This is a genomic window from Olsenella uli (genome assembly GCF_016900775.1).
GTDB lineage: Bacteria > Actinomycetota > Coriobacteriia > Coriobacteriales > Atopobiaceae > Thermophilibacter > Thermophilibacter uli_A.
The window spans coordinates 1-14,311 of sequence record NZ_JACJKN010000024.1 but is presented as its reverse complement, the minus strand read 5'-3'; the positions used below and the strand labels follow the sequence as shown (position 1 = coordinate 14,311).

Annotated in this window: 9 protein-coding genes; 1 reads left to right on the top strand and 8 read right to left on the bottom strand. The window is 61.0% G+C overall.

The window, feature by feature from the left end:
• The 5 genes from H6A23_RS10900 to H6A23_RS10880 form a co-directional block, all read right to left on the bottom strand.
• Positions 1-1,061 (bottom strand): hypothetical protein (locus tag H6A23_RS10900; RefSeq protein ID WP_204832201.1); only part of this gene is annotated, 1,061 nt, incomplete at its 3' end.
• Positions 1,062-1,116: 55 nt separating this feature from the next.
• On the bottom strand, positions 1,117-3,027 hold the full coding sequence (locus tag H6A23_RS10895; RefSeq protein WP_204832200.1) for a glucosaminidase domain-containing protein: 1,911 nt from the start codon (positions 3,025-3,027) through the stop codon (positions 1,117-1,119).
• Between the two features lie 435 nt (positions 3,028-3,462).
• Positions 3,463-4,605 carry an acyltransferase gene (locus tag H6A23_RS10890; protein WP_204832199.1) on the bottom strand — a complete coding sequence of 381 codons (1,143 nt, stop codon included), beginning with the start codon at positions 4,603-4,605 and terminating at the stop codon, positions 3,463-3,465.
• A 12-nt stretch (positions 4,606-4,617) separates the two neighbouring features.
• Positions 4,618-7,707, bottom strand: a complete 3,090-nt coding sequence (locus H6A23_RS10885; protein WP_204832198.1) for a DUF4422 domain-containing protein — start codon at positions 7,705-7,707, stop codon at positions 4,618-4,620.
• A gap of 58 nt (positions 7,708-7,765) precedes the next feature.
• On the bottom strand, positions 7,766-8,989 hold the full coding sequence (locus H6A23_RS10880; protein WP_204832197.1) for a glycosyltransferase family 2 protein: 1,224 nt from the start codon (positions 8,987-8,989) through the stop codon (positions 7,766-7,768).
• 172 nt (positions 8,990-9,161) lie between these two features.
• Between H6A23_RS10880 and H6A23_RS10875 the strand changes: the two genes are divergently transcribed.
• Positions 9,162-11,594 (top strand): glycosyltransferase family 2 protein, encoded by a 2,433-nt coding sequence (locus H6A23_RS10875; protein WP_204832196.1) that lies wholly within the window; start codon positions 9,162-9,164, stop codon positions 11,592-11,594.
• A 78-nt stretch (positions 11,595-11,672) separates the two neighbouring features.
• Here H6A23_RS10875 and H6A23_RS11600 read toward each other — a convergent pair whose 3' ends face one another.
• From H6A23_RS11600 to H6A23_RS10865, 3 genes are all read right to left on the bottom strand, one after another.
• On the bottom strand, positions 11,673-12,293 hold the full coding sequence (locus H6A23_RS11600; RefSeq protein WP_286165974.1) for a hypothetical protein: 621 nt from the start codon (positions 12,291-12,293) through the stop codon (positions 11,673-11,675).
• Positions 12,294-12,493: 200 nt separating this feature from the next.
• Positions 12,494-13,498: a CAP domain-containing protein gene (locus H6A23_RS10870; protein ID WP_204832195.1), complete on the bottom strand. Its 1,005-nt coding sequence runs from the start codon at positions 13,496-13,498 to the stop codon at positions 12,494-12,496.
• A gap of 260 nt (positions 13,499-13,758) precedes the next feature.
• Positions 13,759-14,311: InlB B-repeat-containing protein (locus H6A23_RS10865; RefSeq protein ID WP_204832194.1), on the bottom strand; the 553-nt coding region annotated here is incomplete at its 5' end.

The window sequence follows — 14,311 nt, the reverse complement described above, 5'->3', positions numbered from 1 at the left end:
TCCCGGCCGCCGCGCAGGACGTAGCCCTCCTCGGTGGTGTAGTGCGCCCAGCCGTCCTCGGAGTAGCCCTCGACCGCGGCGTGCGCGTCGGCGTCCACCCAGTAGCGCTGGAGGGAGCCATCCGCCTCGTACTTGTTGGTCACAACCCAGCCGGGACCCTCGAGCCTGCCCTCGTTGTCAGCAAGGTAGAAATAGGTCTTCCCGTCCTTGGGGTTCACGTACTCGTACTTCCCGCGGGCGACATACCCCTTGTCAGTGCGGAAGAACCAGCTCTTGACCCCGTTGATCACCGCCTCAAAGCAGTCGGCGCGAAGGCTCACGCCCTCGCCCTTGTCGCCAAGCCAGTAGCGCTGCAGCCCGGAGGAGGTGCCGTTGATGGCCTCGTCGGTAACAAGCCAGCCGGAGGACTTGGTCCCGTCGGCGCCGTAGTAGACGTAGTTTTCGCCCTCCTGCTGCCAGCCGCTCAGCACAACGTCGTCGGCCGAATCTGCGGCCTGGGAACCCTCGACTGAAGCAGCAAGAGAGTTGGCGGCCTCGTCAGCCTGGGGCAGATCAGCCCCTTCGACCGCGGGAGCTTCGCCGGGAGCGGGAGCCTCGATCTCCGAGGACCCGCCGCTCTCAACCCCAGCAGACTCAACCCCAGCGGAATCCTCCTGCGAGGCAGCGTCCCCATTGGGGCCGTCCTCCCCCTCAGTCGACGTCTGCCCCTCGGTCTCGGGCAAGGCAGAGCCGCCCTCGGCCTCCTGCTTGCCGGAAGCCTCCCCCTCGACGGCCTCCTCCTCGAGCGAAGGCTCGCCCTTCTCTTCGCTCGGATTGAGACAATCGGGCTCAGTCGAAGAAGGGACCTCCGGCACGGAGGCGTCAATGAGCTCGGCGGGGCTCGGAACCGACCCGGCGGGAACCGCCATCGCCGGGGTGGAGAGCCCCGCGCTGACCGCCGCGGCGGCCTTGTTCGTCCCAAGCTCCTCCGCCCATGCCGTTCCACCAAAGCCCATCGCAAGTGTGCCCGCAATGGCGGACGTCAGGAGGATGGGGCCAACATATCTCTTCCTTGAAGACACGCTCGATCCTTTCTCGAACGAATTATCCACTACAACCGCCCTAATGGTTAGAATTCTAGTACCTTGACAGGCCAGAGAGAATGGTCCGGAGGCTCTCTCCATATCCCGCGCTGGCCGCCCACTTGCCGGCAAGCTGCTCCATGGTGGGCGCACTTCCACGCTTCACGTAGTTGAAGCGTGGGTCCACGCACGCATTGTTGAGCGAATCGGTCGATGCATAGGCCTTGAGGTGCTGCACTTGGGCGCGAATCCCCGTGCGGACGTCCGGGAAGGAGTTGCCGGGGACGCCGCCGCCCGTGGCGCCGATGCCGGCGAAGTTGAACTGCTCAATCTTGACGTCGCCGCCAAACTGGAGCCACCCCGTCTCCAGCATCGCCTGGGTGAAGACAATCTCCGCACGCACCCCCTCGGCGGCCGCCTCTTCGCAGATGATGGTGCAGAACGTCCGGATATCAGGCGCGCCGCCCTTGCCAAGAGCCTCGGAGGGGTAGGCCTTATGCTGGGCGTTGTAGTAGCTGACCATCTGGTCGACGGTGTTCTGCGACGCTCCCATGATGCGGTTTCCGAGCACGCCGTCGTTGTCGGCAAATAGCAGCGTCCCGCTCGGGGTGGTGTATTCCCCGCGCACCACGTAGCCCGTGTCCTCGCGGCCGTAGTAGTCGAAGTCGCCGACCGAGAACCTGCCGAGGCGCGCACCGTAGTACTTTCCGCTCGTCGACCTCGTGAGGTAGTAGCGCTGCAGAACACCTCCGTCATACGACCCCGTGACAAGCCAGTCCTGCTTGCCCCAGGCAAGCCTTCCGTCATTGTCCGCAAGGAGCATCACGCCGTCCAGGGCGAGCTTGCCGCGCAGGATGGTGCCGTCATCCTTTGCATAGGCGTATCCGGTGGCACCCGTGTTGACAAGCTCCCCGGAAACCACGCTTCCGCCCCGCAGCCAGTAGCGCTGGAGCCCCTGGCCCCAGCCGTCGGTGACCACCCAGCCGTCGGTGACGAGACGCCCGTCGTTGTCCGCGTAAAGCCTCTCGCCATCGATTACGGAGGCCCCGCGCAAGACGGCGCCGCTGGGCAGCGTGTAGTGGCCCCATCCGTCGGACGACCGTCCGGGAACGCACGCGCCGGTCTTGTCATCAACCCAGTAGCGCTCCAGCGAGCCACCGGAATATGCCCCGGTCACGACCCAGCCGGGGCTCTCCAGCCTGCCGTCATTGTTCGCCAGATAGACGTAGCCCGTGGACGGGTCGGTCCACTTGCCCCGAACGACGGCGCCCGTCCCAGTTGCATAGGCCTTCCAGCCTGCCTTGGAGGCGGGGATGAGCGCGTTGGTCACCGCTCGCCCGTCCTCAAACCAATAGCGCTGCAGGTCGCCCGAGGTATAGTCGCCGGTCACGAGCCAGCCGCTCTGGAAGAGCCGTCCGTCGTTGTCCGCATAGACCTTGTTCCCGGCATCGTCATGGCCCGCCCCGCGCAGCACGTAGCCGCCATCCGTGGTGAGGTGCGACCACCCCTCGGACGAGGGTCCCGGCTCGCAGGCGTGGCTCTCAGGGTCAACCCAGTAGCGCTGCAGGCCCTGGCCATAGGCGTCTGTTACGACCCAGCCGGGACCTTCGAGTCTGCCATCGTTGTCTGCGAGGTAGACGTTCCCCGTCGATGGATCGGTCCACCTGCCGCGAACAACCGTGCCGTCTGGCCTAGCGTAGCCATAGCTTCCGTCCGTCGCGCAAATCAACTCTTCCGCCGCCAGCCGTCCATCGGAATGCAGCCAGTAGCGCTCGAGGCCACCCGTCCCGCCGTCCGGACGCTCGGCGACAACGAGCCAGCCAGTCGCCTTGGTGCCATCAGCCCTGTAATAGACGTAGCCGTCGCCCTCGCGATGCCATCCGGCGGAGACGCTCGCCTGAGAATCGGCCTCCGCCGGCTCGGGCGCGAGAGACATCGTTGACGCACTCGCCTCGACGCCCTCCATAGCCGCACCTGACCCGTCGACGGGGTCGGCCTCTGGACCATCTCCCCCATCGGCAACCGAAGCCTCCGAGTCAAGGCCCTCGGCGGGAACGGGCGCCTCCCCATCAGCCAAGGCGTCTGTGCCAGAACCGGACTCAGGGGCTGAGAGGGCGTCGGAGGGGCTGGCAATCGGCTCAGCGGGGGCGGTCTCGGCAAGAGCTGCGGAGGGGGCGCCCAGAAGCGCCGTTACGCACACGAAGGCAGCCGCCCCGGTCCGCATGCTTGAGATGACAGAGCTTTTCAGGGGCATGAGGGGCTTCCTTCCGATCGCTTGCCGCTTCAGCCGTCCTTGCACTAATGGAAAAGTATACGAGAGGGGTCGGCGGGGCTCAGGAAAAACACGTCTATGACGAAACCGCTACAGTCCCTCAACCGGTTTGTGAGGCTACGGCGGCAGCTAGGAGCTCGAAGGGCGCACGAGGCGCTTCCGGATGGCCGCCTTTGCCTTCTTGAGGAGAAAGCGACCGAGGGCCACCGCGGCGAGCGTGAGGGCATAGACCAGCACCGCCCTCGGGAAAGGCTCCGGAAACGCGGAGAGGAGCTTTCCGAGAACTCCCCCGCCCGTCCAGTTGACCAGCAGGATATGGAAGAGGTAGATGCCGAACGCCGACTGGGAGAGGAGCCTCAGCGCCCCCGTCGCCGCCTCAGGCAACCCCTCGAGACGATTCTCGAGAGACCTGACAAAATAGAACAGCGAGACCGCTTCGATGACGCAAAGCGGCGAGGTGATGCCAATAAGATAGTTGTTATATGGCGCCAAGGCCTCGGACGAGAAGAGCCCGTGCTCCCAAAGCCCTCCAGCGAGCATCGCCGCGCCGCTGAGCAAAGAGATGCCAAGCGCCCACAGGGCAATGCCCTGGCGCCGGGCATAAGCATTAATGTAATACCCCAGAAGGTAGTAAAGCAGGTTCACGTTGGAGAAGAGCGCCCAGCCAAACAGCGTCTGAAAGTAGGCGGGATTTGCCCCAAGATGCGTGGCCATCGGCATGAGCACGCCAACAACAAGGCAAAGGGCAATCGCATACTCAAGGAGCCTGCGCCTCGTCACCACGAGGGACAGCAGGGGCGTCAGGATATAGAGGTAGACGATTGAATAAAGGAACCAGTAGATATCCAGGATGCCGTTTGTCAGAAACCCCTTGAGAAACTCCTTGGGGCTTGCCGCCCCACCAAATCGCTCCGCTCCATAAAAGGAGTCGGGGAACGCGCAGAAGAGCAGGTAGCAGAAGAGGCTCGCGAGGAGCAGGGAAACTCCAACGCGCAGAAGCCTCTTCCGCATGAACGTTTTCGTGGAGTATCTCGAGCGATAGCCCAGGAGATTCATACCGCTCACCATGAAGAACACGGGGACGGCAAAGATGGCAAAAGACTGGCTCGCCAGAGAGGCCACCCAACCTAGGGAGCGCTCGGGAGAGAACACGCCAAGCGAGGTATGGAGAAGAACGACGGCAAAGCTGGAGATTATGTTCAGCACGTCAACAAATACGAGCCGACGCCCGCCGATTGCCGTCTTCCCATGTCCTAGTGAATCAACGTTCACGCCAGACAACCCCTACCTTCTCCCCCTCAGGGCCCTAACGACGCCCTTGAGCGCCTCGCGCCTCCTTGAGCCGAGAGGAAGGATGGCGTCTGCAACCCCCCTCACCGGACTGTCTTCCGCAAGGGCACGCTCGTGCCTGGTCAGCTCCTCGATGACCTCGCGCCTTGCCCGCTCGACCTCCTCGGTGGTCTGTCGGGAGTCTGAGTACGCCATGAGCAGGAGGCGCTCGTAGTATGGGGTCTCACGCGCGTACCGCCAGAACCGCTCGGCGAGGTCGCACGAGCCCGGCTTCCACGGCTTCTCATAGCCAGCGTAATGGATGACCTTGGGCTGAAGATACGCCGCCATGAAGTCGTCGTACATGGCGGCCGGGGCGAACGAGAACACCCTCTTGAAGCGGTCCCCGCAGTTGATCATCACGTTCCACGCGGTATCGAGAAAGACCACGCCTCCCTCGCACTCCGCATTCAGGATGTCCTGGTCGTCGTAGATGTACTTCGGCTCCGCCGCCATCTCGAGCCACTCCTCAACCATGTGGAGCCTGCGCATCTTCTGTGTGCTCATCAGGAGAACGCCGGCCTGAAAGTAGCTAAAGGGATCACGCAGCCCGAGCACGTCCTTGGAGTAGCGGACGCGCTCGCCGTCGTTGAGGTCGAGGTTTCCCGCATAGTCGATATCGTGGGCGGCGGCAAGGATGTTGTCTCCCAGGTCCACGGCGAAGAGCTCCGAGACATCCCCCTCGATGATGAGGTCGGAGTCAAGGTAGAGCACCTTGTCATAGCAGGAGAGCACATCCTGGATGAGGAAGCGATAGTACGTCTCCACGCTGATGTGCGCATTGCTCGTCTGAAGGTCGTAGGCACGAATGAGCGGCCAGACGTTGACGAATCGCACGCTCGCGTTGGGATACGCCGAGAAGAACGACCTCATCTCCCGCTGATGAGTCTCCGAGATGTCCTTCTCCAGGACCACGATGTCATAGAAGCACCTCTTCGAGGCATTCCTGAGCATCGAGAGGATCGTGGTTGTCACCATGGGCACATAGCCATCGTCAGACGCAAAGACCACGGGGACGACGGGCAGGCCGTGGCTCTCGGCGGGCTCGATTTTCTCAACGACGTGATGCTCGGGATGCTCAAAGTGAACGCACTGGAGCTGCTTCCATACAAGACCGGGATTCATGCGCTTCTCGTGCAGGAGATAGATGTTGAGCAGGCGCTCGGAGAGATGCCCCGGGGTCCTCAGCGACTCATGGCTAAGATGGGCGGTGTCCCACTCGTCCACAAAGCGCTCGAGGATGGGGAACAGCCATGAGCAGTAGTCGTGGAACATCTGCCTGCGCATGATGAACATGTTGCAGAAGCAGGACCTGCTTGAGTGCAGATAGGCATCGGCGTCCTCGCCATACTCGGGATGCATCTCCCGCATGATCTCAACCACGCGCTCGAGGTCCTCGACGTGGAGGTAGGGAGAGCGGCGATAGAGGTCCAAGGGATTCTCGTACGCCTCGGGGAACTTGCTGAAGTCGTTGACGCCCGTCGTGATGACGTCGCAGCCCTTTACCGCCTTTGCGATAGAGGCGTCATCAAGGCGGTAGAGCGCCTGGGTCCCCCAGCAGATCTCGTTGTCCATCACCTCGCCATAGGGATTCTCCTCATGCCATTCATCGGAGAAGTCAAAGTATCTGCGATAGTGGCAGAATCCATAGTATTCGGCCTCCACGTTCTTCCATGCCCAGTACTGCGTGGTGAGCTCGCAGTACATGGCGTTAAGGCCGGCGATGTTCTCGCCCTCATCGTCCTGGAATGCCCAGAGAAGGCGCCTTCGGGGGGACTTTGCCCCCACCTGGACCGGCTGGAGAATGTCGCTGTGGAACGTGTCCACGTCCTTGTGCGTGGTAACAAAGATGCGGATAGGCTGTTTCTCGTAGGAAGAGCGCTTGATGATAGAGGGCGCGGCGTTCTCCCCCGCCCAGGCCGAGCGACGTTCCAGGTCGGCAATGTGATCGCGAGCCGCGAGCCTAAGGGTGGCGTACTCATCGGCGCCCTCGTCGCCGGCGCGGCGGGCGAGCTCCTCGCCAAGGCGATACCAAGAGAGGTACTCTTCCGCGCCGGTGAAGCTCTCGCCACCGTTCCACTGAGAGAACGCCTTGTCACGCGCCAGACGCATGAGCTGCTCCGCAACGGGAAGGGCGCCGACCGTCTTGGCGGCATACTCGGCAGCAGGCAGCTTCTCCTCGCCAGGGACCCTGACGTCCCAGTCGTTCATGAGAAGGTCGCAGAGCTTCCGCTTGGCCCCGTCGACGCAGCTCGGGAGTGCAGGGTCCGCCGAGACCGAGCTGGCATACTCCTCCATGGCGGACATGCAATCCCAAAACTGGTCGACAAACCGACGGAAGGTGCCCCCATCGATGGCGCTCTCCCCCGTAACCCCGCGACCGTAGAAGTAGCGCAGCGCCTTGATTGAGTTGTCCGTCAGCTCCCCCTCTGAGAGGTCGCAGAGGACGAGGGTCTCGTAGCAGTCCTCGGCCCGCTCAAGGCGGTTGGCAGTCATCAGTGAGAACGCGCGCCTTGCGAGGGACGTGCGATAGACGCGCTGCGTGGTGCGCCAGTCCTGGAGATAGCCCCCATCGGCGGAGAAGATCGCCCTACAGAGGTCCTCGCGCGGGAGGTAGTTGACCTTTCCGTTGATATAGGACCCGAATGAGGCTGCCCCCTCCTCGGAGACGCCAGCCGAAACGACCTCGATGCCAAAGTGGAGCATGTCAACCGGACGCCGCTCAAGCACGACGGAGAGCTCCTCGAGCGCCGCCGGAGCAAGCTCGTCATCGGCATCGAGAAACAGCAGGTAGTCCCCGGAGCAGGCATCGACCCCGGCCGCGCGCGCAAGGTGAAGGCCACGGTTCGCCCTCAGGTTAACCACCTTGAACCGAGCGTCCTTCTCGGCAAAGGCCTCGGAGATTTGCCTCGTGTTGTCCGGGCTGGCATCGTTCACCACGACGCACTCCCAATGCGGATACGTCTGAGCCGAGACGCTCCCCAAGCACCCGGGGAGATACTCGTCATTCTTGTAGGCCGTTACCACAACAGAGAAAGACAGCATGAGAGAACCTCCAGAGAAAGGTCGGCAGGAGCATTATAGCGGGAGGAGATTGGCGCTTCTACCTGCCCATAGCCCTACGAATCACACTCGTGAGCCTGTGGACGAGCCCGCTGGGGGCGCAGGCCGTCCTCCTCTCGCCCACAAGGCCGCAGTCCCGCAGGTGGCAGAGGGCGATATCCCTCATCTCACGATACCTCCCATTGCTCCCATCAAACCCGGGCGCCTTCTCCGCCTTGCGGGCAAGCGCGAGGAAATGCAGGGCATCCCGCTCGAGCGCCTTGGCCTCCTTGGCTGACCCGGCCTGTTGCTGGAGAAGCGCGTACGCCCTGTCCCGCACGAAGCGATAGAGCTCCCCGCACACGGCGTCTGCAGGCAAGTGCTCGAGGGCAATGTCACAGCCCTCGTCCTTGAGGCTGTCAGGAAGGCTGTCCATCCACTCATTCATAGCGTGGAACGCAAGGCGGTCGCGAAGGCTGTCAAGCCGCTCGCCCCAGTCGTCGCGCTCGGGCGCGGACGGCCCCTCCGCATAGCTCCGCGCAAGGAGGAGGGCCCTTCCGTCGGCGGAGGCGAGCCGGCCATACGAGCCCAGGTCGAGGGCCTTTCCGTACGTCTCCCCCCTGCCAAGATGGTAGATGTACCAAGGCGCATTGGGAATCGCCTCGTAGGACCGCGCCTGAGAGCAGAGGATGAAGCTCATATAGATGTCATCGGAGAGAACCAGCCGCTCATCCGACGCCAGGGAGTAGCAGCGCCGCGCAAAATCCCCGCCGAACATCTTGTGATGAACGTGCCAGTCAAAGCCCCCCGACTCAAGAAGCTGCGTTCTGAGGATATCCGGGCCCTCAATACGACGCGCGGGAGGCGTCAGAAAGCCCTCCATCCCCTCGCGCGCGCCCGCCGCGGCATCGCCCGTCGCAAGCACCTTGGCAGAGAAGTGATATATGTCAGCGGGATGTGCCGCCGCATACTCAACGAGCTTCCGGATGGCGTCGCGATCGAGCTCGTCGTCCTGATCAACGAGAAGAACGTAGTCGCCGGCACTCGCAAGGACCCCCGCCTTGCGGGCAGCGAGGGTCCCCCTGTTCTCATTCAAGAATAGCGGCTCGATGCGGTGGTCTCGCCCCGCATGGCAGCGAATTACACTTGACGTGTCGTCCGGGCTCGCATCGTCAACGACGATAATCTCCACATCAGAGAATGACTGCCCCTCAATGCTTGTCAGGCACTCATCAAGATACGTCGAGGAACAGTACGCGGGAATCACGACTGAGACGAGCGGCACCGATACCTCCTGGAAATAGATGCAGGGCATATGTTTTGCTGAGTCCATTATGACATGCAGACGGATGCCTCACGTCAAAACGCACGGCACGCACCGGTTGCTATACTTCCAAGAGGCATCGACGACCTAATGCCACGCACTAATCACCCCGAGCTTTGGAGGCGCGACGCGCATGCGGGTCAAGTCCAAGCTGCTTTGCAGGGCCAGCGAGAAAATCTATGAGCTTCTCGACATCACTGAGATTGGTGACGGTAATGTCACCTCCCCCGTCTACTCTGAGCGCGACGGGCGGCTGCCACTCCCCTGTCGCCTCTTCTTTCTTGAAAAGGACGGCACGAGCGCTCGCGCGGTGGCGGTATATCCAGACCTTCCCGTCGAGAGCGCCTTCTACACGCTCGCCGAGCTGCTTCCAAATGGCGATGTCGCGGATTCCATATCGGTCGACGTGAACTTCAAGTCCGCGAAATGGCGCTCGAGGCTCAACTACCGCACCAACGCAGCCGGCTGCGCAGCCATTCGCTGCATCGACGAGAGGATGCCAGAGTACGGGGACGTCAACCTGAAACTGCTGTCCGTCATCTCAATGCCCACGCATGTCATGCTGCGAGTTTCGGCAACTTGGCCCGAGGTGACGCAGGGCGGCGACATGCAGTTCACGATTCTGAACAACCACCTGGAGGAGGTGTCGTCGGACTACGTCCTGCTGGGATCAACCTCCCTGCCCTCTCGCATTGCAGGCGCACCGTCAAACCGCAGGGTGACGTTCTCGATAAAGGTGCCCTGGAACCAGGGGGACCTTTACGTCCTCGCGCACTCCAGGTCCCACCCCGAGCAGGACTTCACGCGAACGATCACTCAGGCTGAGTGCGATACTCTGCGAGAGCCTATGGACCGGCTGCTCTATCATCATGCCGGACTCGACCCATATTACGGAGAGTGGCTGCGCCTCCATCGTGCAAGCGAGTACGAGCTCGACCTGCAACGTACTCATCAACCAGTTGGCGGCGTTAAGTTCAGCGTGATCGTGCCGCTTTACAAGACACCCATCGACCTCTTCCAGGACATGGCCAGCAGCGTTTTGGGCCAGACCTACGAGAACTGGGAGCTCATCCTTGTGAATGCAAGCCCAGAGTCCGCGGAACTCGCCGACGAGGTTGAGCGATGTCGCAAGAAAGAACGGCGAGTAAAATCTTTGACGCTCCCAAAGAACGGGGGAATATCAGAAAACACGAACGCAGGCATCGCCGTGGCGGAGGGGGACTACGTCTGCTTCTTCGATCATGACGACCTTCTCGAGCCTGATGCGCTCTACGAATACGCAAGGGCCATTTCTGAAGACCCTGACATCGACCTTCTCTATTGCGACGAAGACAAGCTTATGCCCGACGGCACGTATGCAATGCCGTTCTTTAAGCCTGATTTCAGCATAGACATGCTGAGAAACAACAACTATGTCTGTCACATGCTGACAATCAGAAAGGCACTGCTTGATCAGCTCGAGCCCAACACTGCTGAGTTTGATGGGGCCCAGGACCACAACCTGACCCTTGAGGCAGCAGAGAAGACCAGACACATCCACCATGTGCCCAGAATCCTGTACCACTGGCGGGTCACTCCCTCATCCACGGCCTCAGGAACTGACTCCAAGCCCTATGCCGTGAAGAGCGGCATCAGGGCCGTGAGTCGTCATCTCGAGCGCCTGGGGCTCAGGGCGACGGTCTCTGCTGCGGAACGTCCGTTCACCTATAAGGTCATCTACGACGTCCCCGAACCCCATCCTCTCGTATCCATCGTCATCCCAACCAAGGACAACGCACCCATTCTGCAACGTTGCATCGAGTCAATTGTTAATAGAACTACGTATAGTAATTATGAGATTGTTCTTGTTGACAACGGAAGCGAGAAGGACGAAACGCGCTCGCTCTATGCCGAGCTAAGAGGTAGCCATGGAGATAGAATCAGGATCGAGGCCTATCCCAAAGAGTTCAATTTCTCCAGACTCGTAAATGTCGGAGCACGGGCAAGCAGGGGTGACTATCTCCTCCTGCTCAACAATGATACCGAGGTAGTCACCGAAAACTGGATAGAAATCATGCTGGGCCTCTGTGCGCGCAGCGACGTAGGGGCCGTGGGAGCGAAGCTGCTTTACCCAGACGGAACCGTGCAGCACGCCGGCGTCAACACAACTGGTGAGCCGGGGCACTTCTTTACGCATATTCCCGACGGATCTCACAGCTACTTCGAGCTTCTTGAGACTCCACGCAATCTCTCCGCGGTAACGGCGGCCTGCATGATGACGTCACGTTCCTCATTTGACCTCGTGGGAGGCTTCGACGAGGGGCTTGCGGTGGCATACAATGATATCGACTACTGCTTCAGGCTTCAGGAGAAGGACCTGCTGATTGTCTATAGCCCTCTCGTTACGCTCTATCACTACGAATCTCTCAGCAGAGGCTTTGACGAGGACCCTGCAAGCAGAGCGCGCTATCTCAAAGAGAAGGCAACACTTACCGCGCGTTGGGCAGAAAGGTTCTCACGTGCCGATCCCTACTACACGCCTAATTTGAGACCAAGTCTGCCTGACAGCTGCTATTACGCGTTCTGACAGGTCATTTCGCATCAAATGGACCGGGCGCCGACACGGCCACCCGGTCCATTTGATGCGTCGGCTATTCGTAATGAATTAATAGCAGTTCTTGCATGGCCGACTCTTGCCCGCAGACTGGGCATCAGTAATGGAGCCGGAATATATCGTAGTAGAGCGTTTAAGCGAGGGGCAGTTCCTCGTTGAGTGCCAGACCTCTCCGCCGGGAGTCCAGTAGACGACAGAGGCCTGCGTATCGCCAGGCTGCTGGGAGCCGCCCGGTTGCTCGGGCTCACTGGGCTCCTGCGGTGGGAATGTCCAGCCAGTGCCGGTTCCGTACCAGCCAACACCCTCCTCACGCCAGCCAATTGTGACAAGGTGGTTGTTTTCGTCGGCCGACGTGGTGTAGTTGTGAGTTCCGGTTACGGCAAAGGGATTGTACTGACGGTAGATTGGCACAGAGCCTCCCGATCGCCAGCCCACGCCCTCGTAGCTCCAGCCTGCAGCGACAAGTGAGTCACACTCAAACTTACTCGTGGTGTAGTGATGGTCCCCACCCGGCACAAAGGGATTATAAAGACGATAGACGGGCTCACCCGAGGTCGGCGCAACCCAGCCGACACCTTCCCAGGTCCAACCCGCAGGAACCAGGCTGTCGCGCTCTACGACGCTTGACGTATAGAAGTGCTCGCCTGTATAGGGGTTATACAGGCGATACATGTCTTGGGAGGTGGCGGCCTGGGCGGTCGCGGGAAGAACAATGATTATGCCCAGCACAATTGCTGCCAGCCAACGAACCAGGCCCCGCTCCCTTGACGCTTTTCTTTCTTTGCGCATCCTATCCCTCTCTTTCCGGCTGGCCCAGGCGCCGTTCATATGGCGACGAGACCAGATTGCAGTCCCCGAGGTATAGCCCCACGCTACCCCACTCCATACCACGCAATGCCCTCCTCCCGCCAGCCGGCAGAAACAAGGCTGTCGTTCTCAAACTTCGACGTTGTATAGTTGTGAGTTCCAGTTGCAGCAAACGGATTGTATTGTCGATAGAGCGGCACCGCGCCGTCCGCAGGCTCGCCCCTAGAATCCTCTGCCGAGCGCCAGCCCACTCCCTCGTAGGACCACCCCTCTGCGACAAGGGCGTCGCGTTCGATCGCGCTCGTGGTGTAATGGTGGTCACCGCCAGCCGCATACGAGTTGAAGAGACGATAGACCGGGGCACCGGAAGCCGGTGCCGTCCAGCCTATGCCCTCGTATGCCCAGCCGACCGCAACAAGAGCATATGCCTCAGCAACGCTTTCGGTATAGAAGTGCTCGCCCGTATACGGATTGTAGAGACGCTGCATCTCAGTGCCATTGCCATCAGCCCTACCCGCAATGCCCATAGTGGGCATCGTTACGGAGTATGACCCGTACGGAACGTCTCCGATGCCTTCCTCAATTCCAAACAGCTGAACCCAATAGTAGGAACCTCCAACGTTAATGCAGCCGACTCCGATCGACCTGTAACGTGAGCTCAGAATGTTTGCTCGATGACCCTCGCTCTGCATCCATCCCTGCATAACCGCAGACGGAGACATATACCCCATGGCAATATTCTCGCCAAAAGCCTTGGATGAAACTGAGGTGCAGATAAGTCCATTCGGGCGAACGTGGCTAAACGTAACAGCCGTCTCACCTGCGCGCAGCATCGCGGCGCTGGTCAGCTCCTCGTCAAGGACAAGCGACGCAAGGCCCTCAGCGGCCCGCTCGGCATTCACGCCATCGACGACCTCACGCGCGTAGTCAAAGTTCGTCACGCCCGATACGCTCTGCTGATCGATGGGCGCAGCCCAGGCCACGCCGGGATTGAGCCACATGAGCCCGAGGATGACAACAAGGGCAAGAAACCCTGTTATCCACCGTCCCCTAAGGTTGTTGCATCCCATGGCAATCTCCAAACTACGTCCCCATAGCCCAAGCAAGCGGTGCATACGCGAATGGCAGAACCCAAGAAACGATGGACAAACAGACTTGAAAAGGCTTCCAAAGAGGTGCCAGCTGTCTATCAAACTGATTCTTTCTCTCTTCCGCCAGGCCAATCAACCCCCAGTCCGCAAAAGGCGCGTGGGGTCGGCGGACGAACCCGTCGACCCCACGCGCCCTCATTTCAGGGACAAATCATCAGTCGCCCAAACGATAGTCGCCTTTACCTGATGCCGTACCAGGCCACGCCCTCGTCGTTCCAACCGGCCGCCACGAGGCTATCCCTCTCGACCTCGCTCGTGGTGTAGTTGTGGGTGCCGGTCGTCGCGTAGGGGTTGTACTGACGGTAGATGGGCACGGCACCCTTGATGGCGTTGCCATCCTCGTCAGAGGCCGAGTACCAGCCCACGCCCTCGTCGCGCCAGCCCTGCTCGACGAGATAGTCGCGCTCGACAACCGAGAGCGTGTAGTGGTGGTCGCCACCCTCGACGTAGGGGTTGTAGAGGCGGTAGACAGGAGCACCCTCAGAGGGGGCCACCCAGCCCTCGCCCTCGGACTCCCAGCCCACCAACACCAGAGAGTCACGCTCGACCGCAGAGGAGGTGTAGAAGTGCTCGCCGGTATAGGGGTTGTAGAGGCGGTACATAGCGGCAGACTTCTGGTCCCACTTGGCGTAGAGCGTCATGTCGCCCTCGACGGGGGCCGCGAAGTCGTAGGCCACGGTGCAGGCCTCATCGGTGTACCAGCCGGCGAAGTCGTAGCCCTCGCGGACGGGG